The 23,181-nt window shown below is 64.0% G+C and carries 18 protein-coding genes, 1 pseudogene and 1 riboswitch; of the genes and pseudogenes, 11 read left to right on the forward strand and 8 right to left on the reverse strand.

Annotated features, from left to right (window positions below; translation table 11 throughout):
* Nucleotides 1-12 precede the first annotated feature (12 nt).
* Nucleotides 13-750 (forward strand): cupin domain-containing protein, encoded by a 738-nt coding sequence (locus S6FBBBH3_RS03615; RefSeq protein WP_120176455.1) that lies wholly within the window; start codon nt 13-15, stop codon nt 748-750.
* Nucleotides 751-950: 200 nt separating this feature from the next.
* On the opposite strand, the gene S6FBBBH3_RS03620 is transcribed toward S6FBBBH3_RS03615, so the two are convergent.
* The 3 genes from S6FBBBH3_RS03620 to argH all read right to left on the reverse strand — a co-directional run bounded on the left by S6FBBBH3_RS03620 (nt 951) and on the right by argH (nt 4,658).
* Nucleotides 951-1,634: a FadR/GntR family transcriptional regulator gene (locus tag S6FBBBH3_RS03620; protein WP_120176456.1), complete on the reverse strand. Its 684-nt coding sequence runs from the start codon at nt 1,632-1,634 to the stop codon at nt 951-953.
* A 152-nt stretch (nt 1,635-1,786) separates the two neighbouring features.
* Nucleotides 1,787-3,133 carry an anaerobic C4-dicarboxylate transporter family protein gene (locus tag S6FBBBH3_RS03625; RefSeq protein WP_120176457.1) on the reverse strand — a complete coding sequence of 449 codons (1,347 nt, stop codon included), beginning with the start codon at nt 3,131-3,133 and terminating at the stop codon, nt 1,787-1,789.
* 112 nt (nt 3,134-3,245) lie between these two features.
* Nucleotides 3,246-4,658, reverse strand: coding sequence for an argininosuccinate lyase (gene argH, locus S6FBBBH3_RS03630; protein ID WP_120176458.1), 1,413 nt, complete (start codon nt 4,656-4,658; stop codon nt 3,246-3,248).
* 382 nt (nt 4,659-5,040) lie between these two features.
* Between argH and S6FBBBH3_RS11400 the strand changes: the two are divergent.
* The 7 genes and pseudogenes from S6FBBBH3_RS11400 to S6FBBBH3_RS03665 all read left to right on the forward strand — a co-directional run.
* Nucleotides 5,041-5,226: pseudogene (locus S6FBBBH3_RS11400) on the forward strand (helix-turn-helix domain-containing protein); the annotation flags it as partial.
* Between the two features lie 149 nt (nt 5,227-5,375).
* The gene (locus S6FBBBH3_RS03640) at nt 5,376-6,014 is read left to right on the forward strand and encodes a LysR substrate-binding domain-containing protein (RefSeq protein ID WP_232008825.1); all 639 of its coding nucleotides are present in this window, start codon (nt 5,376-5,378) and stop codon (nt 6,012-6,014) included.
* A 183-nt stretch (nt 6,015-6,197) separates the two neighbouring features.
* Complete coding sequence (locus S6FBBBH3_RS03645; protein ID WP_120176461.1) at nt 6,198-8,033, forward strand: aryl-sulfate sulfotransferase; 1,836 nt, start codon at nt 6,198-6,200, stop codon at nt 8,031-8,033.
* 168 nt (nt 8,034-8,201) lie between these two features.
* Nucleotides 8,202-8,340, forward strand: a riboswitch (FMN riboswitch).
* A 205-nt stretch (nt 8,341-8,545) separates the two neighbouring features.
* Nucleotides 8,546-9,202, forward strand: coding sequence for a 3,4-dihydroxy-2-butanone-4-phosphate synthase (gene ribB, locus S6FBBBH3_RS03650; protein ID WP_120176462.1), 657 nt, complete (start codon nt 8,546-8,548; stop codon nt 9,200-9,202).
* A gap of 176 nt (nt 9,203-9,378) precedes the next feature.
* Nucleotides 9,379-10,695 carry an exonuclease subunit SbcD gene (sbcD, locus tag S6FBBBH3_RS03655; RefSeq protein ID WP_120176463.1) on the forward strand — a complete coding sequence of 439 codons (1,317 nt, stop codon included), beginning with the start codon at nt 9,379-9,381 and terminating at the stop codon, nt 10,693-10,695.
* 2 nt (nt 10,696-10,697) lie between these two features.
* Nucleotides 10,698-14,081: an AAA family ATPase gene (locus S6FBBBH3_RS03660; protein WP_120176464.1), complete on the forward strand. Its 3,384-nt coding sequence runs from the start codon at nt 10,698-10,700 to the stop codon at nt 14,079-14,081.
* 111 nt (nt 14,082-14,192) lie between these two features.
* Nucleotides 14,193-14,801 carry a hypothetical protein gene (locus S6FBBBH3_RS03665; protein WP_120176465.1) on the forward strand — a complete coding sequence of 203 codons (609 nt, stop codon included), beginning with the start codon at nt 14,193-14,195 and terminating at the stop codon, nt 14,799-14,801.
* 82 nt (nt 14,802-14,883) lie between these two features.
* On the opposite strand, the gene lplT is transcribed toward S6FBBBH3_RS03665, so the two are convergent.
* Entirely contained in the window at nt 14,884-16,200 is a 1,317-nt protein-coding gene (lplT, locus tag S6FBBBH3_RS03670; protein WP_120176466.1) for a lysophospholipid transporter LplT, read from the reverse strand.
* Nucleotides 16,201-16,546: 346 nt separating this feature from the next.
* Here lplT and alr point away from each other — a divergent pair, with 346 nt between their 5' ends.
* Together alr and radA are read left to right on the forward strand one after the other, a co-directional pair.
* Nucleotides 16,547-17,632 carry an alanine racemase gene (gene alr, locus S6FBBBH3_RS03675; protein WP_120176467.1) on the forward strand — a complete coding sequence of 362 codons (1,086 nt, stop codon included), beginning with the start codon at nt 16,547-16,549 and terminating at the stop codon, nt 17,630-17,632.
* Between the two features lie 109 nt (nt 17,633-17,741).
* Nucleotides 17,742-19,148: a DNA repair protein RadA gene (gene radA, locus S6FBBBH3_RS03680; protein ID WP_120176468.1), complete on the forward strand. Its 1,407-nt coding sequence runs from the start codon at nt 17,742-17,744 to the stop codon at nt 19,146-19,148.
* 109 nt (nt 19,149-19,257) lie between these two features.
* On the opposite strand, the gene S6FBBBH3_RS03685 is transcribed toward radA, so the two are convergent.
* From S6FBBBH3_RS03685 to S6FBBBH3_RS03700, 4 genes are all read right to left on the reverse strand, one after another.
* Nucleotides 19,258-19,680, reverse strand: a complete 423-nt coding sequence (locus S6FBBBH3_RS03685; protein ID WP_120176469.1) for a hypothetical protein — start codon at nt 19,678-19,680, stop codon at nt 19,258-19,260.
* A 185-nt stretch (nt 19,681-19,865) separates the two neighbouring features.
* Nucleotides 19,866-20,927: an aldo/keto reductase gene (locus tag S6FBBBH3_RS03690; RefSeq protein ID WP_120176470.1), complete on the reverse strand. Its 1,062-nt coding sequence runs from the start codon at nt 20,925-20,927 to the stop codon at nt 19,866-19,868.
* 81 nt (nt 20,928-21,008) lie between these two features.
* The gene (locus S6FBBBH3_RS03695) at nt 21,009-21,365 is read right to left on the reverse strand and encodes a TIGR04076 family protein (RefSeq protein WP_120176471.1); all 357 of its coding nucleotides are present in this window, start codon (nt 21,363-21,365) and stop codon (nt 21,009-21,011) included.
* A gap of 22 nt (nt 21,366-21,387) precedes the next feature.
* Nucleotides 21,388-22,977 (reverse strand): Na+/H+ antiporter NhaC family protein, encoded by a 1,590-nt coding sequence (locus tag S6FBBBH3_RS03700; protein ID WP_120176472.1) that lies wholly within the window; start codon nt 22,975-22,977, stop codon nt 21,388-21,390.
* On the opposite strand from S6FBBBH3_RS03700, the gene S6FBBBH3_RS10975 reads away from it, so the two are divergent.
* Nucleotides 22,976-23,179 carry a hypothetical protein gene (locus S6FBBBH3_RS10975; protein WP_123957634.1) on the forward strand — a complete coding sequence of 68 codons (204 nt, stop codon included), beginning with the start codon at nt 22,976-22,978 and terminating at the stop codon, nt 23,177-23,179. The genes S6FBBBH3_RS03700 and S6FBBBH3_RS10975 overlap by 2 nt on opposite strands.
* Nucleotides 23,180-23,181: the final 2 nt, after the last annotated feature.

Here is a 23,181-nt window from a genome sequence, read left to right on the forward strand (position 1 = left end):
AGGAGTGGTCTCATGACGAAGCGCAGCCTCGTTGCGCTGTTCGTCGCCGCCGTTTCCTGCGCCGCTTCGGCGCAGGAATACGCGCACGAGCAGTTTGCGTACCAAGAACCGCTCTACGTTCCGCGTTGGAGCACCCCGTACCTGCCTCAGGATACGATGCCCGAAGCCTGCCGCAATCCGGAAGTCGAAGCCTACATCCGCGACTGGGAAGCGGGTCGCATCGACTTTCGCACGATCCGGGCGAACAATTCGATTTCGAAGGACCAGCAGTTCTGCAAGAGCCTCGACGACAAGGGAAACATCCTCGAGGTGAAGAGCTGCCGGTATGAAGATTCGCCCGTTGGCTACATCTGGAAGGACCTCGCCGACGCCCCCGTCGTGATCGGGATCACGGACGGCGGCATGTCCGACCATGAGCCTCACTACCATTCGCAGCCCGAGTGCTACTACGCCGTGAAGGGTGAAGGGATGACGCTTGCGGACGGCCGGTTCGTGCCGCTCAAGAAGGGCCAGTACTTCTACATCCCGGGCAACACGATCCACAACACGCCGATCTACGAAAAGGGCTTGGGCGTTCTCTATTGGTACCCGAAGAACGCGCATTTCAACGGCTTTCAGTACCACTGGCGTCGTGACGTCAAGTACCTGACGCCCGCCGAAGAAGCCTTCGACAAAGTGGACGAAGTGCGCCGGCGCGACCTCAACATCGGTCCCTACGGAACCAACCAGACGGTTTTCGGAAAGAAATAAGGGGGCACCCAAACCGGAGAGGCTCTTCGTGAAAAGACGGCCCAGTGCCGATCACGTATTGATAAAAGAGGTCGGAAGGAAACATCCTCCCTGACCTCTTTTTCATGATCGGTCTCGGGAGCCGGGTGTTTCGAGCGTTGGAGTTAGCGCCTGCCGTTCAATCGGTCGAACGGCAAGCCCGCATCGGGCGCCGTCGTCCATCAGTCGGCGTTTTCTTCGCGTCCGAGCGCAACGACGTAGCTCGATTCCGTTTCAAGCATCTCGCGCAGGGTCTCGCGGGCGGCCTCGAGCTTGCCCGCTCGGGCATAGGAGACGAGTTCGCGCATGCCGTTGAGGAGCTGCATCACCGTTTCGTGGTCGTGGTGCAGGTGCGATTGGAGAACTCGGTCGTGATGGAGCGCGAGCGCGTAGGCGTAGCCGTAGAGAATGCGGTTTCCCGCGGCGTTGAGAATCGTGCGGTGGCACTCGAAGTAAAGCTTCAGAACGGCTCCGTGGAACTCCGTGCAGCGGGCCATCCGGTTGAGCTTTTCCTCGAGGTCGCCGAAGATGACGGGGGTCATCCGCTTCATGGCAAGCGGCAGGATTTCGAGTTCGGTGCTCGTGCGGGCCTCGCCGATCTCGTAGCCGTCGAAGGATGCGATCGAGAGGTGGTCGTAAATCTGCGAGGCCAGCAGATTCGGACTGTAGGGCATGAGCGTGACGCCGCGCTTTTGGGCGCGCGCGATGACACCCATGTCCGTGAGGCGGTCGAGTACGCGGCGCACGCGGAAACGTGAAACCTTGAAGCGTTCCGCGAGCTGAACTTCGGTGTCGACTTTCCCCTCTTCGCGGCTTTGTTGCCGCAAAAGCTGGAAGATGTCCTGGAAGAGGGTGTCGTCGTTCATCTTGTGAAAACCGAGGAAAGTATCGTACGGAAGTTTATGGATGTTAATCCATCGGGGACTGCGGTGTCGCGCAGATACGCAAGTGCCGGGGAAGCCCCCTTTCTGAGGGCGTTCCCCGGCTTGTTCGAGGGGTTCGGAAGTGAGCGTCGAACTCAGCCGATGAGGCTGTAGATCAGGTAGCCCGCCGCCGTTCCGCTCAGGATGTGCACGAAGCCCGGGAGCAGGTAGGAGTGGTTGAGTACCCAGGAGCCGAGATGGGTCGTCCCCGTTCGGTCGAAGGCGCAGCACCCGATCTGAGCGCCGCCCGGAATCAGGAAGTCGCCGCACGTGGCCGGATAGAGCGCCACGAGGAGCAACGGCGGGATCCCGATCGCCGCACCGATCGGCATAAGGGCCACGACGGTCGCCGACGGACTGAGAATGACCGCGGAGAAGAGGAAGAGTACCACGCCGAAGAGAAGCGGCGTCGACTCGGCCATGGTCTTGAAGAGCTCGATGAACGTGTCCTGATAGGCGTCGAAGAAGGTCCCGGTGAGCCAGGAAATACCGAAGACGCCCACCACGCCGACAAGGCCCGCACGGAAGACGGAACCGTCGGAGAACTTGTGCGGCGGCACCTTGCACAGAACGATGATGAAGAGCGCGCACGCGAGCATGAGCATCTGGATAAGGCTCGGAATCGGGAGCATCGTTTCCTTGCCGTCCACCGTCCAATGCGGCAGAAGCGCCTTGTCTGCACCGAAGAAGAGCACCGTGAGAACGCCGAGCGCAAAGATGGCGACGGAACGGCGCACGATCTTGGCGGCCTGCGCCGATTCGGGCGTCTTCTTGTCTTCATCGGACGACTTCGCTGCGAACTCGATGAATTCACCCGTCGCGACGCGACGCTTGAATTCGGGGTCGTTCTCAAGCTCGGGGCCGCGCCAGTAGACGGCCAGGCAGGTGCAGAGCGTAGCCGCAAGGAAGGCCGGAACGCTGATCAGTAGAATGTCGATGAGGCTCACGTTGTAGGGCGAGAGCGCGGCGACCATGGCCGCGGTGGCGGCCGACATGGGCGAAGCGACGACGGCGATGCCCGCGCTGATGACGGAGGCGGCGATCGGACGTTCCGGACGAACCTTGGCCTGCGTGGCGACTTCGGCAACGACCGGATAGACGGCGAAGGCGACGTAGGCGGTGCCGACGAAGATCACGAAAATTGAGCACACGAACGGCGCGACGAACGTAATGGCTTTCGGCCAGCGCCGCAGCAGCCGTTCGGCGCAGCGCACCATCAAGTCGAGACCGCCCGCACCTTGGAGTACCGACGTGCAGGCGATGACCGCCACGATGATGAGGATGGTGGAAACCGGCGGGGAGCTCGGCTTGAGACCGAAACCGAGCACGAGAAGGCACACGCCGAGACCGCCGGCGGCGCCGAGACCGAGACCGCCGAATCGACCGCCGATGCCGATGCAGACGGCGACGATGGCGAGTTGAATCCAAAAAACGAGATCCATGGGAAAACCTCAGGAAGAAAGAAGCGGGCGAGCGCATCCGGTAAAGAGGGCGCCCGCCCGAGGCCCGCAAGGGCTCATGAGGGCGTACGAGGGTCGACGCTCGACGCGCGGATCAGAGAAGACCGAGGGTGCGGGCTTCGTCGTCAAGCACCTTCTCGGCGTTGGCGATCTGGCGCGCAACGGCTTCGGGGGCCGTGCCGCCGTAGGAGCGGCGGGCGCGCACGCACGTTTCGAGACTGATCTCTTCTCGGATGTCTTCTTCGATCTTGTCGGAGAAGGACTTGTATTCCTCCATCGTGAAGTCGTCGAGCTTCTTGCCGTGCTTGATGCCGTAGTTGACCATTGCACCCACCACGTGATGCGCTTCGCGGAAGGGGATGCCCTTCTTGGCGAGGTAGTCGGCAAGGTCGGTGGCGTTGGCGTAACCGAGCTCGGCGTTGGCGCGCATCTTTTCGCCGTTGACGCGCATCTTGTCGATCATCGGCGCCATGATGGCGAGCGAGGTTTCGAGCGTGTCGATGGAGTCGAACACCTGTTCCTTGTCTTCTGAGAGGTCCGTGTTGTAGGCGAGCGGAATGCCCTTCATGATCGTGAGCATCGCCATGAGGTTGCCGTACATGCGGCCCGTCTTGCCGCGGACCTTCTCGGCGATGTCCGGGTTCTTCTTCTGCGGCATGATGGAGCTGCCCGTGCAGAAGTCGTCGGACAGTTCGACGAACTTGAAGTCCTGCGTCGAGAAGGTGACGAGTTCTTCGGAGAGACGCGAAAGGTGCATGTAGCACATGGCGGCCGCGGCGTTGAATTCCACCATATGGTCGCGGTCGGAAACGGCGTCGATGGAGTTTTCCGTCGGGCCGTCGAACCCGAGTTCGGCAGCGGTGTAGGCGCGGTCGATCGGGAAGTCCGTCCCGGCGAGGGCGGCCGAGCCGAGCGGGCAGCGACCCATGCGGGCGTAGAGGTCGGAGAAGCGCGTGAAGTCGCGTTCGAGCATCCAGAAGAAAGCCATCATCCAGTGCGCAAAGAGGATCGGCTGCCCGGTCTGCATGTGCGTGTAGCCCGGCATGATGACGTCGTCGTAGCTCTTGGCCTTGCGAACGATGACGCTCTGGAGTTCGCGGATCGCCTTCTGCACGTCGCGGATGGTGTGGCGCAGGTACATCTTCGTCGAGGTCGTCGTCTGGTCGTTGCGGCTGCGACCCGTGTGCAGACGGCCGCCTGCCGGACCGACGATCTCGGTCATGCGCTTTTCGATGGCCATGTGGATGTCTTCGTCCTTGACGGAGAAGACGAATCGGCCGGCGCGGATTTCTTCACCGACCTGCTCGAGGCCGCGAATGATCGCGTCGGCGTCTTCGCGCGGGATGATGCCCTGGCGCGCGAGCATGTCGGCATGCACCTGCGAGTCGCGAATGTCGAACGGGCAGACGCGCTGCTCGAACGTGATCGTGGCGTTGAAGTTTTCAACGAGCTCGTTGGCGGGGAGGTCGAAGCGCCCGCTTCGGCTCTTGGATTCTTGCTGAGTCATGTTGTTTTCCGGTGATGGAGGTGGTGGGTCGATGGGGAAAAAGCGTACTTATCGTAAATAACGCAAGCTTTATCCTCGTTGTGAAAAACAATATACGCTTTATTGTCGACAATATAACGGAATAAAACAACAAACTCAGGGTTTCCGAGAAAAGTAGAAACCCTGAGGATGGGGCGACGGAGGAAAAACGAAGGTCTCCGGGCGGGAGCGGTGCGGGGAAAAGATGCCCCCGTAGCAGTTTCGGGCGGTATCCTTGCGGACGGTTGTCGGAGCGGAACCGAGAGACCTCGAACAAGAAAGGGCGTTCTCAAGCGTCCCCGTCTTTCGTTTTCCGCCTCCCGCCGACCATCGACCGCCACCACCACCGAGGAACCTTTCCGCCATGCTTCGTCCCGACCAACTTCCCGATCCGGAAGCGCTTCGTCTGCTTGCCGAACTCCACCGAACCCGATCGCTCGGCGTGGCGGCGGAGCGGCTCGGCTGTTCGCTTTCGAAAGCGAGCCGCATGTTGGGGACGCTTCGAAAGCTTTTCGACGACGAGCTTTTCGTGCGGTGCGACCATTACATGCACCCGACGAAAAGCATGCAGGCGCTGGCGCCCAAGATCGAGCGGATTCTCGGTGCGTACGCCGCGCTTTCGGAAGGGGACTGCTTCTTGCCGCAACGCTTGGAGCGCACCTACAACATCGGGGGCCTTGACAAGCTCTGGTCGCGTACGTGCTTCCAGTGCTCTCGGACCTCGCCGCCGCCGCGCCCGGCGTCGCGCTCAACTTCCACCCGTTGGGGCGCGACTTCGCGTCGGACCTGCGGGCGGGGCGGCTCGACCTTGCGATCTATGCGACGGAAAACGACTACCCCGGCATTCTGAAGCGCCCGCTCGTCGAAGACATGTTCGTCTTCGTCGCGCACGACGAGCATCCGCTGGCCCGTCGCCTCCGAGAGGGCGGCGTCGTAACGAGCGACGAAGCGTCCGCGGCGGCCTCCATCCGAACGACCGTTCCGATGCGCTCGCCCGACGAAACGCCGCACGCCTACTGCATCAACCATCTGCCGGATTCGCCCGGAGGCCGTCGCAGCGCAACGAAACTCTGGACGCCTTTCTTCTCGACGATCCCGATCGCGCTTGCGGAAACGCGCGGCGTCGCGCTCATGCCCTGCCGCGTGGCGGAGCGACTCGCGAAACACCTCCCCGTCACGATTCTCGGGGCGCCCGCCCAGGCGCGGCCCTTCGTGCCGTACGTCTTTCGAGCCGAGCACGGGCACGGGGACGAGTCGCTCTCGTGGTTCGAGAACCTCTTGGTGCAGAAAGTGCGGCAAACGGCCGCCGACCTTCGAACCGTGCCGCTTCTCCCCTGAAAAACACGCCCGTTGCAGACAGTGCAACGGGACCTTGTCGATTCGTGCGCGTCGGCCTTGGGAACTGCCGAGGCGAGGGCGAAAGGCCCTTTCTAAGATGGACGACAGTTCCCGCGTCGCACCTCGCCACCGACCAACACAACTACCGGCGAGACGTGCGGCCGACCACAAAGGAGAAACGACATGCACTCGGTCAAATTCACGGCGCTCTCTTGCGCGATGCTGGGCGTTTTCGCCCTGTCCGCGGATGCTTTCGCCATGGGCGGCCCCTCGGGCCCGAGCACGAACTACATCATGCAGGGCCACCTGGGCGAAGTCATGATGAACCCGTACGGCACGGCGCCGCTCACCGCCATCATCCGCGACAACGGTTACACGCTCCATGACGTGACGGTGCGCATCGTGCCGAAGCCGAACGGCTACGACCTGAAGTACAAGGTTTCCGACGCGCAACTTCTTACGCACGGCGGCATTCCCGTCTTCGGCCTCTACCCCGACTACCTGAACCACGTCGAAGTCACCTACACGCGTGAGCTTCGCGGCAAGCGCGAAACGATGACGGACACGTACCAGCTCTACGCGCCGCCCGTCTACACGGAAGTGGCCGGGATCCCGACCGAACGTCACGCACTCTTCGGCGTCGAAGTGAAGAAGGTCGATCCGGAATTCAAGGATCGCCTCTACTACATCAACAACATCGCCGAAAAGTCCGGGATCGGCACGCGCGCCGTCTGGAACAACCCCGCGGGCGGGGCGCTCCAGTGGAACTTCTGGCCGCAGAACGCCGTCATCGACACGAAGGGCGACATCCGTTGGTTCCTCTTTGCGAACCCCATCTACGACCTGAACGACATGTACCAGGCGGGCGTCATGATGGGCTTCAAGCAGAATGACGACGGCATGATTTCCTGGGGCTACGGGCAGCGCTACGTCAAGTACGACATCATGGGCCGTGAGGTCTTCAATCGTTTGCTCCCGTACCGCTTCAATGACATTTCGCATTCCGTCGACGATGCGCAGAACGGTCACTACTTCCTGCGCGTCGCCTCGTCGAACTACCTGCGTCCCGACGGCAAACACGTGCGCACGGTGCGCGACGTCATCGCCGAAGTCGATCAGAACGGCGTGGTGGTCGACGAATGGCGTCTGGCGGATATTCTGGATCCGTACCGCGACAACGTGCTGAAGGTGCTCGACCAGGGGGCCGTGTGCCTTAATATCGACGCCTCGATGGCCGGCAAGACCCTCACCGATGAAGAACTCGCCGCCGCGGACAAGAGCGACGCCTTCGGCGACATCGTCGGTACGGGTGCGGGCCGCAACTGGGCGCACGTCAACTCCGTCGACTACGACCCCGAAGACGATTCGATCATCATCTCCTCGCGCCACCAGTCCGCCATCATCAAGATCGGTCGCGACAAAGAGGTGAAGTGGATCCTCGGTTCGCCCGAAGGCTGGAAGAAGGGTTGGGCCGAAAAGGTCCTGAAGCCTGTGGACTCGAAGGGGAACCCCATCAAGTGCGAAGGGTCGAAATGCGAAGGCGACTTCGACTGGACCTGGACGCAGCACACGGCCTTCAAGATCGACGAAAAGAGCAAGGGCGACATCATCTACGTTTCGGCCTTCGACAACGGCGACGGCCGCGGCATGGAGCAGCCCGCTCTGCCCGACGAAAAGTACTCTCGCGGCGTGATCTTCAAGATCGACCAGAAGAAGGGTACGGTCGAACAGATTTGGGAATTCGGCAAGGAACGCGGTCACGAGCTCTTCAGTGCGGTGACGTCGCTCGTCGAATACCAGCCCGACCACGACTCGATCATGATGTACTCAGCCACCTCGGGCGCAGAATACGACCTCAAGACGGGTGCCTTTGCGACCGCCCCGAATCCGACCATCTTCGAATTCAAGTGGGGCAGCACGACGCCTTCCGTCGAAATTCAGCTGAAGGACTGCACGGGCTACCAGGCCTGGCCGTTCTCCATCGAAAAGGCGATGAGTCAGGAAGTGCTGAAGAAGTAAGCTCTTACTTCCTGCGATCTTAAGCCGACCGAAAGCCCGCTCTCCGGAAACGCTTCGGAGCGCGGGCTTTTCTCGTGCGGACACGCGCGCCCGAGTCTCGGATGGCAGGGCGTTCGTCAGGTCCCGTTACGGACTGTTGGCGAATTCAAGCGTTAACCCGTAGAATGCGTTCTTGCTCAGGGATGGGTGAAATTCCCTATCGGCGGTAAAGTCCGCGAGCGCCGGGCCGTGCATAAAAACGGGACCGCGCGCAGATCCGGTGCGACTCCGGAACCGACGGTGACAGTCCGGAAGGAAGAGCAGGGAGCGGCTCGGTCGTCGGCCTCTCGGGACGAGGTTCCCGACGGCGTCCGACGTTTCGTACTCGGCATTCGGCGCGCGAGGTGTCGCGCCGTGAGGCATCCCGAAAGTGCGGGCCCGTACGGGCTCGCGCGGCACTCTTTCGCGGCCGTCGGGCCGCAACCCTCGGGCGACGAACCGATTAACGCCACCCAACAAGAAAGGAGTGCCCAATGACTGAATCCGCCCGCTACGATCTGACCGCTTTCGGCGCCGATGCCGAAGAACGCATGGTCCGCGCGCTCGAAGCCTTTCGCCGCGGCGAAGGTCTGTGCGTCGTCGACGACGAGGATCGTGAAAACGAAGGCGACCTGATTTATTCCGCCCAGCACCTGACCGAAGCGCAGGTCGCGCAAATGATCCGCGACTGCTCCGGCATCGTTTGCGTGTGCCTTACGGAAGAGGCGTGCGATCGCATGGCGCTGCCTCCGATGGTTGCGACGAACACCAACACGCAGGGCACCGCCTTCACGGTCGCGATCGAAGCGGCGGAGGGCGTCACGACGGGCGTGTCCGCCCATGACCGACTCCTCACCATCAAGGCGGCCGCCAACCCGAACGGGCGTCCCGAAGACCTCCGTCGTCCGGGGCACGTTTATCCCTTGCGCGCCCGTTCCGGCGGCGTCCTTGAGCGCCGCGGCCATACGGAGAGCTCGATCGACCTCTGCCGCCTCGCCGGGCTTGAGCCCGCGGGCGTTCTCTGCGAACTCATGCACCCCGACGGCACCATGATGCGCCTGCCCGACGTCGCCAAGTACGCGCTCGAACACGGCATGGCGATGATCTCGGTCGAGGATATCGCGGCCTACCGCATCGCGCACGGCCTCTGAGACGAGACGCCGCAAGCGACTTGAATTCAATGCTGAGCCCGCGCTTCCGGAAGCTTCCGGGCGCGGGCTTTTTCGATGCGGGTCGCCTTCCGAACGGAGCCCCCATGGGTCCTTTCGCCTTCGCGTAGACTTTTCGGACAAGCCATCCGACAGTTCTTGCTCTTCGAAGGTTTTCCATGCCGATTCGCATTCTTCACACTTCCGACTGGCATCTCGGGCGCACGCTCGCCGACGTCGACCGCACGGCCGACTTCGCGAGCTTTCTCGATTGGTTGGTCGGGATCCTCGTCGAGCGCAAGCCCGACGTACTCCTCGTCGCGGGGGACGTCTTCGATACGACGATGCCCTCGACGGCGGCACAGCGCCTCTATTACGACTTCCTTCGGAAAGCCTCCGAAACGTCCGTGAAGGCTGTTGTCATCACGGCGGGAAACCACGACTCGGCGCGCTTTTTGGGCGCCGCGCGCCCGCTTCTCGAAGGCTGCCGCGTGTTTGTCGCCGGGGACGACCCCGAGGAGCAGGCGTTCGTTGTCGAAGACGAATCGGGGATGCCGATTCTGGGCGTCGCGGCGGTTCCGTACCTGCGGGAAGGGGACGTCCGCACGTCGGCCTTGGACCTCTCGAACCTCGAGCGTGCGGAATTGTGGGAGCGGGGCGTGTTCGAGCACTATCAGGCCGTGCGGCATCTCCTGCTTGACGAAACGGGCGGGCGCGTGCCGCTCGTTGCGATGGGACACCTTTTCGTGACGGGTTCGAGCCTTTCGCCCGGCGTCACGACACCCGCCGACTACGATCCGAGCGTCTACGTGGGGTCGCTCAAAAACGTCCCCTCGGCCGCCTTCGGGACGGGCTGGCACTATGTGGCGCTCGGGCACATTCATCACGCGCAAAGCGTGAAAGCGGACATTCCCGTGCGCTACTGCGGCGCGCCTCTGGCGCTTCATTTCGGGCATGCCGCGTACGACCATCAGGTGGTGCTCGTGACGATCGACGACGATGGGCGAGTGCTTGAGCCCGAAATCCTTCCCGTGCCGCAGCCGCGCGAAATCGTCTCGATCCGGGGGACGCTCGACGAGCTGAAGTTGGCGATCGCCGATCGTGCGAACCCCGGTGGACTCGCCGCCATCGTCGAAGCCGAGTACGAGGGCGACGCGGCCGACGCGTCGATCGTGGTCGACGAGCTGCAGCGCGCGGCGGAAAAAGCCGGAGTCGTGCTCGGTGCCGTGCGGCGACATTCTCCCCGCAGAGCCGCCTCGGAAACAAGCCTTCCCACCATGAGCCTTGACGACATCACGCCCGAAGACGTGTTCCGCTCGGTGGCGGAGCGGGAAATCGAAGACGCGGCGGAGCGCGAAAAGCTCACGCACCTCTTCAACGACGTCCTGCACGAGGTGCGCGTGAAGGCGCTCCCCGACGAAGAGACGGTGAAGATCGCGGCAGCGGAAAAGTCCGCCGAAGAAAACACCGAAAAGACGGGCAACTCGGAGAACTGACGATGCGGCTCTTGAAACTGCGCTGGAAAAACATCAACTCGTTTGCGGGCGAATTCTCGATCGACTTTCGCGATCCCGCCTATCAACAAAGCGGAATTTTCGCGATCGTCGGCCCGACGGGAAGTGGCAAGACCTCGATTCTCGACGCGCTTGCGCTCGCCCTTTACGGCACGACCCCCCGAACCGAAGCCGGCAAGGGGGCGGAAAAGTGTATGGTCATGACGAAGGGCCGCACGGAATGCTATGCGGCGGTCGTCTTCGAAGTGCGGGGCGTCACGTACCTCTCGCGCTGGTCGCAGCGCCTCGCGAGGAAGAGCCTCAACCTGCAACCCGAGCAGGTGGAGCTCGTGCGCCTCGCGCACCCCGACGACGCTGCCGGCGAAATCTTGGCCGAAAAGAAGACCGAATGGCGAAACGCCATCGATCGGGTGACGGGACTGACGTTCGAAACCTTTACGAAGAGCGTCATGCTCGCGCAAGGGGCGTTTGCGAGCCTTTTGCGCGCCAAAGAGGACGAACGCGCGGCGATTCTCGAACAGATCACGGGGACGAGTCTTTATTCCGACATCGGGCGCGCCGTCTTCGAGCGCGAACGCGAGGAGCGCCGAAAGCTCGCGACGCTCGAAGCCGAACTCGAACACGCGCTTCCGATGAGCGACGAAGCGCGTGCGGCGCTCGATGCCGACTACGCGCAGGCGGCCAAAGACGTGACCGAACACGAAGCGCGCCGTGCGGTGCTCGAAAAAACGAAGGCGCTCTGGAAAGCCCGAACCGAGGCCGAGGTCGAACTCAAAGCGCGCAAAGCGCAAACCGCGCGCGCCGAAGAGGAAAGCTGCCGCACGATCGAGGACGAAGCAAAACTTCAAGCCGCGCGCCGCGCTTTGGCGCCTGCCGAAGGGCTCACGGCTCTGGAGCGCGATCGGCGCGGGGCCGAAGCCTTGGAGCGGGACCTCGCAAAAGCCCACGCGACTGCGGCCTCGGCGCGCGAGCACGCGCAAGCGGCCGAGTCGGCGCGGTCCGCTGCACGCAATGCACGTGAAGCCGCAGAAAAGTCGGAAGCCGAATTCCAGCCCGTCTTCGAAGCGCTCCTTCGGGCGGATACGGAGATCGCACAGCTCGCGGAAGCGCTTGAGCGCGAAGCCAAAGACCTCCGTGCGGCGCGTGAGAATCTCACGGCGTCCGAGGCGCGCGTCAAGGCCGCCCGGGCAACGTTCGACGAAGCCTCGCGCGCGGGCGCGAAGGCCGAAGAGGTGCTTCGCTCCGACCCCGACGCGGAAGCGATCCGCGCGGGGCTTTCCGCCATGAAGCTTGCGGTTGAGCGGCACCGCGCCGCGGCCCTGCGACGCATGGCGGTCGCAAAGAAAACCGAAGCGCTTGCGGCGGAAATCGCCGAAGACGAACGTCTCGAAGCGGAGCGCCGTCGCACCTTGGAAGCGCTCGCCAAGAAAACGGCGCTTGCCGCAGGCGCCAAAGAAAAGGCGGAGCGCGATCTCGAAATCGCATCGGCCGGCAAAGGCCTGGAACAAAGCCTCCTTGAAATGCGCCGCGCCGCGGAAGCGCGGTTGTGCGCCGAGTGGGTGACCTCGATCGACGACGAAAGCGTGCGCGGGCGCGCGGTGCTCGAAAGGGTCGAAGGCCTCACGGACACGGTGCGCGACTACCTCGAAGGGCTTCTGGGGCGCTTCGGCGAAGTGCGTGCGCGCTTGGAAGGCACCTGGCCCGAAGCGTTCGAGGGCGGACGCCCCTTGGGGGCGGATCGGCTTGAAGGGTCGATCGCGACGCTTCGCGAATGGTCGAGTACGGCGGGTGCGGCGCAGCGCAAGGCCGACGAAGCGCGTCGCGCTTTGGCGGCTGCGGAATGTACCGAGCGGGAGGCCCGCGACGAAGCCGATGCGGCCCGCCGTCGTGCGGAAGGTCGGGCGCTCGAGCGTCAGACGCTCGTCGGCGAATTGGCGGGGGCCGAAAGTGCGCTCGAGGCGGCCCGAGCCGACTATTTGCAGTCGGTTTCGCCCTGGATTTCCGAGGAAAGGCTCGCGAAAGCCCCCAAGCCCGCCGCGATTTTGAAGGAGCTCGAAGAGCGCGCCGCCCGACGCGACGAGGCGCTTCGTGCGCGTGACGCGGCACTCGAAGCCGCGCGTCGCGCGGAAAGTGCGGCGGAGCTCGAAGCGGCGAAGTGCGAAGAAGCGCGCGCCCGGGCGGAAAACGCCCGCGCGGCGCTTGAGGCTCGCGAAAAGACGCTTGCCGAAGCACGCGAAGCGCGCACCCGCACCTGGGGGACGATCGACCCGAAGGCTGAAAACTCGGCGCGTCGTGCGGCTCTTGCAACGGCGCGCACCCGCGAAGAAGCGGCGGAAGCCGAAAGCCGTCGGGCGGCGAAAACGCTCGCCGAGTCGCTCGAAGCGGAAAAGGGGCTCGAAGCGCGGAGGGAAGCGGCTGCGAAGGACCTTCTTGAGGCCGAACGGGCGTTCGGAGAGAAACTCCGCGCGGCGGGCTTTGAAAGCGAAGCCGAACTGCGTGCGGCGTGTTTGTCGGGTGCCGAAATCGAGCGCCTGGAGCGCGCCGTGCGCGAACGCGCCGAGGCGCTCTCGGCCGCACGCACCGCGCTTTCGATCGCTCGACAGAACGACGAAGCGGCCCGAGGGGCGCTCGAAGCGCTCTTCGCGTCGCTCGAAGCGGAGGGGGCAGCGGACGCGCGCCTTGATGCCGAACAAACCGACGCGGCCCTTTCCGCGGTGCTTTCGGCGGTCGCGCAACTGCGCGAAACGCTCGGGAGCTTGTCGGAAAAGCGTCGGGCCGACGACGAACGGCGTCGCACGAGTGCCGAGATGCGAAAAGCGATCGACGCGCAGCGCCTGCGAGGCGCCGAATGGGCGAAGCTCGTCGCTCTGATCGGGGACGGCGAAGGGAAGCGCTTCCGCAAGGCCGCGCAAAAGCTCACCTTTGCGATGCTTCTTCTGAACGCGAACGTGATGCTCGAACACATGCACAGCCGCTATCGGTTGGAGCCCGCTGGCGCCTCGCAATTGGACGTCGCGGTGCGCGACGAAGACCTCGCGGGGATCGTGCGCACGTCGGCGAACCTCTCGGGCGGGGAAACGTTCCTCGTCAGTTTGGCGCTTGCGTTGGCGCTCTCGCGCATCAGCACGAAGAACCTGCGCGTCGACACGCTCTTTCTCGACGAAGGTTTCGGGAGTCTCGACGCCGTTACGCTCGAAAAGGCGCTTTCGGCCCTCGAAACCCTGCAGCGCACGTCGCAAAAGCTCATCGGCCTCATCAGTCACGTGAAAGCCGTGAGCGACCGCATTCCCGCACACGTCACGGTGCGCCCGCGCGGCGCGACGGGTGAGAGCATCGTGACGGGGCCGGGGGTCGAGCGGATCGCCTGACGAAGTTCGAGGGGCCCGGTACGTCGGATGTGTCCGAAACATCTCGCCCCTCGAAATTCCCGACGGAGCCGAAATCCCGGGAAACACTCGAAGAAGAAAACGGAGGAAGTCATGAGTGTCGAATTCAGCTTTTTCACGCCGGAGGACGACGTCTTGCCGTATTGGTCGGTCGACACCGTCACGGGCCTGTGCCGCATCATGCTGTTCATCGATCGGGCGACGAAGACGGGGCTCACGGGCGAGTGCGTGCCCGTCGTCGTTGAGAAAAACGGCGTTGAGATTCCGGGCGTTGCCACGCCCGAAGAGGCGCGCCGTCGGGCGCAGGAACTCCTGCCTTCGGTCGACGCATCGCGCGACTGGTCGTTCGAATTTGTCGTGGGCGACTGCCGCGGGACGGTTGCCGCGAAGGATTCCGTCGGAAAGGTCACCGTGGGCTTTTCGTGCGACGACCCCGAAGCTACGCTCTCGATCGGCGAAGCAACGCTTGCGGCGGGCGAAGGACGTACTTCCTATCACGTGTTCGCGAGCATCGATATCGACGAAGACTCGGAGAATTACCTGGGCTTTGCGGGGTTCGTCGTCGCCTTCTTCGACCTCCTCACGGCCGAGGATACGGAGGTGCAGCCCATGTGCCTTCTTGACATTCCCTGCGCCAATCGGACGATCGACGCAGTGCACGCGGCGCTTGCGAAGGAGTCCGTGCCGACCGAAGCGGACTGACGAGCCGTCTCGGGGCTCGTAAAACAGAAGGCCGCCCGAACGCTGTCGTTCGAGCGGCCTTTTTTCTGAAACCGAGCGGCTCTCAGTGGCGTTTTTCTTCGCCGATCAGGTGCGTGCTGTCGTACTCGGCCTGATTGCGGCGGTGTTTCCAGATGACGAGCCCCATTGACGTCATCACGAAGAGCCCGAAGATCACCATCGTGGCGGGCACCGAGAGGTCGAAGAGGATGAGAAGCGAATAGACGCCGAGCATCACGAGAATCGAGAGATTTTCGTTGAAGTTCTGCACGGCGATCGAGCGCCCCGCGCTCATCAGGACGTGACCGCGGTGCTGCAGAAGGGCGTTCATCGGCACGACGAAAAAGCCCGCGCAAATGCCGACGAGCACCATAACGAACGCCGCGAGGAGAACGGCCCAGGAAATCTCGAACCCGAAAAGACCGAGCCCGCCCGCGGGCGCCATGTCCTTCGTGAAATAGGCCGTGAGGGTGACGAGCGCCCCCATGCAGATCCCCATCGGCAAAACGGAGAGGGAGCGCTTCAGGGGAACCTTGGCGGCGGCAAGCACCGCGCCGATCGCAATCCCGAGGCTCACCACGGCCTGCATGACGGCCCCCTGCGAGAGGTCCATCCCGAGCGCATGGTCGCACCACTTGAGAACAAGGAACTGCAGCACGGCGCCTGCGCCCCAGAAAAGCGTCGTGACGGAGAGCGAAATCTGCCCGAGTCGGTCGTGCCAGAGGAGGCGGCAACTTGACATGAAGCTGCGGATCGAATCGATCGGATCGAGCTTTTGCTTCGGGTAGCGTACGCCCGTATCGGGAATGGCGAGGTTGACGACCGAGGCGGCGAGGTAGACGAAGGCGATCGCAAAAATCGCGCCTTCGGCGTAGGTATGGAGCCCAATGGCCTCAAGACCGAAGACGTTCAAAATCGGCTGCGCGACTTCGGGCTTGATGAGCACCCCGCCGAGCACGACCCCTAGGATGATGGAGCCCACCGTGAGCCCTTCGATCCAGCCGTTGGCAACGACGAGCTTTTCGGGCGGGAGGAGCTCGGTGAGAATCCCGTACTTGGCGGGCGAATAGGCCGCGGCCCCGACACCCACGATCGCGTAGGCGAGAAGCGGATGGCCGCCGAAGAGCATCAGGAGGCACCCACACGCCTTCAAGAAATTCGTGAGAAACATGACCCGGCCCTTCGGCATCGAGTCGGCGAAAAGCCCCACCCAGGCGGCGAGCAACACGTAACTCACGACGAAGAAGAGCTTCAACAGCGGAGTCATCCACTCCGGCGCGCCGATCGAAGCGAGCAGCGCGATGGCGGCGATGAGCAGGGCATTGTCGGCGAGCGAAGAGAGAAACTGCGCCGCCATGATGGTGTAAAAACCACGATTCATCTAAACATGTCCTAGCCTGGGCCTGCCGAATGCGGTAAGCCCGAAATAAACGTCCCCGAAGTTTAGCAAACGGACTCGGTCGAACAACCCCGACCGAGGTCGAATATGCCCCGACCTTGACGGGCTGCGGGAGGCCGCCCGCCGCGGCCTCGGGAAACGTGTCGGTTTGTTGCGAAGCGGGGTCCGCCGGCAAAGGGAAGCGTAAAATTTCGAGACCGTGCCTCCGTCGTTTCGGGCGGGCCCGGCTTGCGTGCGCACGCCTCCCCCTGCGGGCGGCGGTCTCGGCATGCGAGGGGGTTCGTGGCGAAACACCCGGGGGCGAAATTTTTTCCCGGAGGAATTCGTCGTGCCGCGCCCCATTTATGCCGAAATCGATCTTGATGCGCTTCGCCACAACCTGAACGTGCTTCGCGAGCGCGCCGAGGGGCGGACGGTCTGGGCGGTCGTGAAGGCAAACGCCTACGGGCACGGCTTGGAAAACGCGGTGAAGGCCTTCGAGGCGGCGGACGGTCTGGCTACGATCGATTTGTGCGACGCCGAACGCGCGCGTCGGTGCGGCTGGAAAAAGCGCATCCTTCTTCTCGAAGGCTTTTTCGACGAAACCGACATCGAGCCCCTGCAGACGATCGGCGTCGAGACCGTGATCCATTCGCCCTGGCAGATCGAAATCCTGAAGCGCATGAACCCGAAGGACGTGCGCTGCCACATCAAGGTGAATTCCGGGATGAACCGTTTGGGGTTCCTCCCCGTCGAAGTCAACACCGTCTACGATCAGCTCACCGCCCTCAAGGGCGTGCGGGTGATGGGTGTGGTCACGCACTTTGCGAACGCCGAACCCTCCTACCTCGGGGACGCGCCCGCCTCGGTCGGCAAGCAACTGACCCGCATGGGGCGACTTGCGAACGGCGAAACCGCCGCCTGCATGGCCAATTCCGCGGGCATTCTCTGGCACCCCGAAGTGGGCGGCAACGCCGTTCGCGCCGGGGTGGCGCTCTACGGGATCAGCCCCGACGCGCACATCTCGTCCGAAGAGCTCGGCCTAATCCCCGCGATGACGCTCTGCGCGAAGATCATCGCCGTGCAGCAAATCGCTCCGGGCGAAGCCGTGGGTTACGGCTCGCGCTGGATCGCGAAGCGCCCCTCGCGCATCGCGGTGGTCGCCTGCGGGTATGCGGACGGCTACCCCCGCTCGATGCCGGACGGCGCCCCCGTCTGGGTCGAGGGGCAGATCGCCCCGCTTGCGGGTGCGGTCTCGATGGACATGCTCGAAATCGACGTGACGGACATTCCCGCCGCAACGCTCGGCTCCACGGTCGAACTCTGGGGCAAGCACCTCCCCGTCAACCGCGTCGCTTCCGCCTGCGGCACGATCGGCTACGAGCTCATCTGCGCCCTGGCGCGCCGCGTGCCGATCAACGTGAAGAGCGCATGAGTTCGGGGCGGGCTGCGCCGGCACCGCTTCCTTCCCGTCTTTTCTCCAAATCCTTTCCCGACTCGTCTCTTCGGGGAGCGCCCGGCGCTCCCCTCGCGAGGAACGCTTGATGGCACCCAAAACGAAAAAGCCCCGCATCGAATTCGTCTGCAGCGACTGCGGCGGCACGACGGCGAAGTGGCAGGGCCAGTGTCCGCACTGCAAAGCCTGGAATACGCTCCAAGAATTCACCGTCGCCGAAGGCGCGGCCGCCCGTTACGGTTCGGGCCGCCCCGCCCCGAAGGGCTTCGTCGACACGACGGGGGCCCTTCAGGACCTGGCCGACGTCAGCACCGACGAAGCGCCCCGCATTCTTACGGGCCTGAGCGAATTCGACCGCGTGATGGGGGGCGGCCTCGTGCGCGGGGGCGTGGCGTTGATCGGCGGGGACCCCGGGATCGGGAAGTCGACGATTCTTCTTCAGGTGATGGCGCGCTTGAAGCAGTTGGGCGTCAGCGCCCTCTACGTTTCGGGCGAAGAAAGCGCCTCGCAGATCGCGATCCGCGCGCAGCGCCTTCAGATCGATCCGCACGGTCTGCAGCTCATGAGCGAAATCGAGCTCGAACAGATCGAAGCGGTCCTCTCCGAGAAAAAGCCCGAATTCGTCGTGATCGACTCGATTCAGACGCTCTTTTCGGGGCAGCTCGACAGTGCTCCGGGGTCGGTGTCGCAGGTGCGCGAGTGCGCGGCGCGCTTGACCCGCATCGCGAAGAGCCACGGGATCACGCTCGTTTTCGTCGGGCACGTAACGAAGGACGGGGCGCTCGCGGGGCCGCGCATTTTGGAGCACATCGTCGACACGGTCCTTTACTTCGAAGGGGACACGCATTCCAATTTCCGCCTCATTCGCGCTTTCAAAAACCGTTTCGGCGCCGTGAACGAACTCGGCGTCTTCGCGATGACCGACCACGGGCTTCGCGGCGTTACGAACCCCTCGGCCATTTTCCTCTCGGAATACAAGTCGAACATCCCGGGCTCGACCGTGCTCGTCACGCAGGAGGGGACCCGTCCGCTCCTCGTCGAAATTCAGGCGCTCGTCGACGAAAGCCACAGTCCCGCGCCGCGCCGTTTGGCGGTCGGGATCGATGCGCAGCGTCTTTCGATGCTCCTGGCCGTTTTGCACCGTCACGCGGGTGTCGCGTGCTTCGACCAGGACGTCTTCATCAACGCCGTGGGCGGCGTGAAAATTTCCGAAACGGCCGCGGACTTGGCGGTTTTGGCGGCGATCTATTCGAGCATCCGCAACAAAGCCCTCTCGAAGGGGCTCGTTGTCTTCGGCGAAGTGGGTCTCGCGGGCGAAATCCGACCGGCACCCCGCGGGCAGGAGCGTCTGCGCGAAGCGGCGAAGCTCGGCTTCTCGAAGGCCGTCATTCCGCGCGCGAACGCCCCGAAGACCCCGATCGAAGGCTTGCGGGTGGTGGCGGTGGACCGCCTGGCGGACGCTTTGCGTGCGGTCCTCTCGGACGACGTCGATTGAGTCCCGCAGAGTCGCAGGAAACAACAAACAACAAGCCCCGGCAACCGAACGGATGTCGGGGCTTCGTCTTGGCGGGGCACCGAGCGGCGTCGCCCGGTACCCGTTGAACTTACCGGGGCGGCGCGGGCGGCTGCGTCGGGCTCGTGCCCGTGACCGGAGTCCATCCGAGCGGGCAGGCGGGCACGCTCGGGTAGTAGGCGCCTTCGCTCTCGCACCAGTACCAGGTGTAGACCTGCGGCACGGGCGGTGCCGCAGGAACGGTCGTTTGTGGAACGACGACTACTTCGGGTTCGCGGCGCGAGTCGAGGTAGAGCTGCGTGCCGAGAAGCGCTCCGCCCACCAAAAGCGGCGCCACCCAATAATCGTGATCGTGGTGCACGCGGTAGTGAACGGGCGGAGGCGGCGGCCGGTGGAAAGCGGGCGGCGGCCGATGGCCGTGCGGCGGGAAGGGCGGACGGGCGCCCGCCGGCGCCGAGAGGGCGAGAGCGAGCGCGCTCGCGGCGAGCATGAGGGCGATGGTGGGTTTGCGCATGGCGGACTCCTTCGAGGAGCGTCCGGCCGAGGGTTCTGCTTTATGGCGTCTTTGGAACGTCTTTCGGGCGTCTTCAAACCTTCCCGGCCGGTTGTCGAATTTTTCTCCTCCGTTTGAATCCACGATAACGCAATTTCGCCGGAGTGCACAGGGCTCGGGCGTTTCGGTCGGTAACGCGGAGTTTCTCACCGGCCCGTCGTGCTCTCCGTGAGGTTCATCCTCATGATCGCGCGGTGCTTGCCGCCCTCCAAGCGCTCCAGGTCGAACGCGTCCCCTTCGAGCGTCGGGTAGTCGGCGAGAAACGCGTCGAGGGCGCGCCGCTCGTCGGGCGTGAGGTCGTTCGTAAGCAGCGCGGCCGCCGCATCGATGTGGCGGCTGCTGCGCGTACCGAGAATGACGGCACCGACCCCCGGTTTTCCCAGGGCGTAGAGGGACGCCGTCTGCGAGATCCCGAGGCCCTTGGGGCGCCCGATCTCTTCAAGGAGCCCGAGGAGCTTCTGGAAGCCCTCCCACCCGAGGGAGTCTTCGATCACGAGGTCGTACTTGACGAGCGACCGATTCTCAAAACTCGCGGGCCGTTCGCGCCCGATCCATTTCTCGGAAAGAAAGCCCCCCGCCACCGTGCCGTAACAGAGAAGGGCGACGTTTCGTTTGCGCGCGAGCTCCGCCAACCCCCTCTTGCGCTCCGGACGACGGTCGAGCGCCGAATACTGGCACTGGTTCGAGACGACGGGAATGCCTGCGTCGAGAAGCCGCTCGAGTTGCGCCCGATTGAAGTTCGTCGTCCCGATCCGACGCACGATCCCTTTTTCCTGTGCCCGCACGAGGTGCCCCGCGCACTCGACCATGCCGGGGACCTCGTAATCCCACCAATGGAATTGCACGAGGTCGAGCGCTTCGAGTCCGAGGCGTGCGAGCGACCGCGTCAAGATGCGCTCGACGTACGCATAGTCGACGCGTGCGAGGTCTTCGAGGTCGGGGACGAACTTCGTGTGAATGCGCGGAAGCGACAGTCCCGCGCGGCGCCGCTCCCGAACGATCGTGCCGTAAAAGTCCTCGACTCCCGTGTAGATGTCGGCGCCGTCGAAGGTGTCGAGCCCCAGGTCCAAGAGGCGCGCAAAGGCGTCGTGCGCGTCCTTCATGTCCAGGGGCGCCCCGAGGGCGTGGCCGGTCGAAAGCTGCCAGCCGCCGTTGATGACGCGCGGGATGGTGTAGCCGTCGGGAAAAACAAAGTGCGAAGCGGGCATGGTGCGGTGCTCCAAGAAACGAGAACAAGAAGAAAAATCGGAAGAAAAAAGAGAACGAAAGGGCGTCCTTATTCAGAGGCCTTATTCGGCGTCCTCCTTCGGGCGCCCGAGCGGCACGACCGTGCAGGCTCCGTGCGAGAGCGTGCGCTTCGCGCGGCGCACGATGCGAAATTTCGCCCCGCAATTGGGATCGGGACAGGCGATGAGGGCGTCGGTCGTCATCCAGTCGTTTCGAGCGGTCGGGCGCTCTTTTGCGGCAAGCAGCGGCAGAAGCGCTCCGAGGGCGTAGAAAGAAAAGCGCCCGCCCTCGGGAAAGACGAGGTCTTCGCCTTCGACCGCGAAGGCAAGCCCCGGGCGGTGGCGGCAGACGAAGGTGTCGGGGTCGCCCTCGACGTGCACTTCGAGGTCGTAGAGCTCAAAGGTGTCGGATTCGGTCATGGCGGAAGTCTCCTTGGGAATTTCAAAGCGCGGCTTCGGAGCGGGCCGAACGGGCCGAACGGGGGGCGGAAAGATTCGTCGAAGGGAGGGCCTTCGCCGCAAGCCCCTTCGTCGTGCGCCCGAACCCCGTTGCGATCGAAAAAACGAGCACCGCGGTAAGCGCAAGCGGGTAGAAGCTTGAGAGGCCGAGCGCGACGGGCGTCACCGCGTCGCCCCCGGGAAGGCCCGAGAGAATCCCCGTGAGGATGAGGATGAAGGCCGAAAAGGGCATCAGGACGGGAAGGCCGTTCGCAAAGCCCGTGAGCAGATGGGCGCGGCGCAGGGGATCGAGCCCCGCGCGGTTGGCGGGGTCGTTCGCAAGAACCCCCACAAGTGCGGTCGAAGCGCTCGTGACGGCCGCAAAGAGGGTCGTTACGACGAGCGTGGCCGCGGCCAGGAGAATTTCCACCCGCAGCGCGCCGCCCGTACTCTTCTCGGAGACAGTGTTCGTGCCGAGAAGCTTCTCGACCGCCGCCTCGCCGAGCCCGGAGCGCGTCACGACTTCGGTGAAGGCAAAAAGCGTGATGCAAAGAAGAATGATCCCGCCCATACCGGTCACGCCCGCGTAGAGGATCCCCGAGACCGCACCCTCGTGAACGCCGAGGATGTCGGATGCTGAAAAGCGCCCCGTCGCGAGACCGATCGCCAGCCCCGACACGATCCCCGCACCCGCCGCGGTGAGCACGTCCCGCGTGCGGACGGCCACGGCAATGAGAAGGAACACGGGCAAAAGCATCGCGAGGCCCGCGGCGTCGCCTTGCGGAAGAGAAGGAAGTTCCGGAAGGTGAGGAAGCGTCGCGGCGTTCGCGGTACCCGAAGCGGTCGCAACGGACTGCGCGTCACCCGAAAGGACCGCATAGCCGAGAAGCGCGATCCCGAGTGCGGGCAACGCATAGGGAAGACGCGTCGTCACCACGGCGCCGATTTCGGGGCTGCGCCCGTCGGTCGTGCGCTGCGTCATGGCGGAAATCACGGTGACGTCCGAAACGGGCGAGAGGTGGTCGCCGAAAATGGCCCCGGAAAGTAACGCCCCCGCCAAAAGCGACGCGTCCGCGCCGAGCGCGACGCCGGCGGGGAAAAGAAGCGGCACGGCGGTGAGCAACGTCCCGATCGAGGAGCCCGTGGCGGTGCCGAAAAGCGTCGCCGCAAGGAGCGCGAAGACCGTGAAGGCGTTCCCCGAGAGGTTCAAGAGGTTCCCGAGGTAGACGACCCCGTCCGCCGCACCGCCCGCTTTGACGACGGCGGAAAAGACCCCGGCCGCAAGCAGGAGCAGCACGACCGTCCCCGTCAGCGTCGACGCCGCGCCCGCGACGGCCGCTTTCCAGTAGAGGGCCGGGGTTTTGGAAAGAAGCGCTCCCGCAAAGAGCGCCGCGAGCCCCGCCGCGGCGAGACCGTAGAGGTCGAACGCCTGTTCGACGGAAAAGAGCGCGAAGGTGGTCGCAACGAACAGCGCCAGAGGCAGAAGCAGCGCCGCGGGGCCGCCGAAAAAGCGGGGGCGATCGGGCGTCGCGGAAGCGGCGGTTTCGCGCGTTTCAGAGGGAAAGTCAGCGGAAAAAGAAACGTCGTACGTCATGTCGGAGTCTCCGGAAAGCCTCGGTGAAGGTGCCTGCGTCGTCAAGGGAAATGCGGGAGACGCGGCGCCATCGAAGCTGCGGGAGCGCGAAGGCAACGTACGAAAGGGTGTTGGCGTGAAGGTCGATCATGGTGCGTTCTCTCAAGAGTCGGAAGGGGAAGCCTTCGGCTTCGGGCGGGCTCTTGATTTCAACGGTCCGTGAAC

The sequence above is a fragment of the Sutterella megalosphaeroides genome (assembly GCF_003609995.1).
Lineage (GTDB): Bacteria > Pseudomonadota > Gammaproteobacteria > Burkholderiales > Burkholderiaceae_F > Sutterella > Sutterella megalosphaeroides.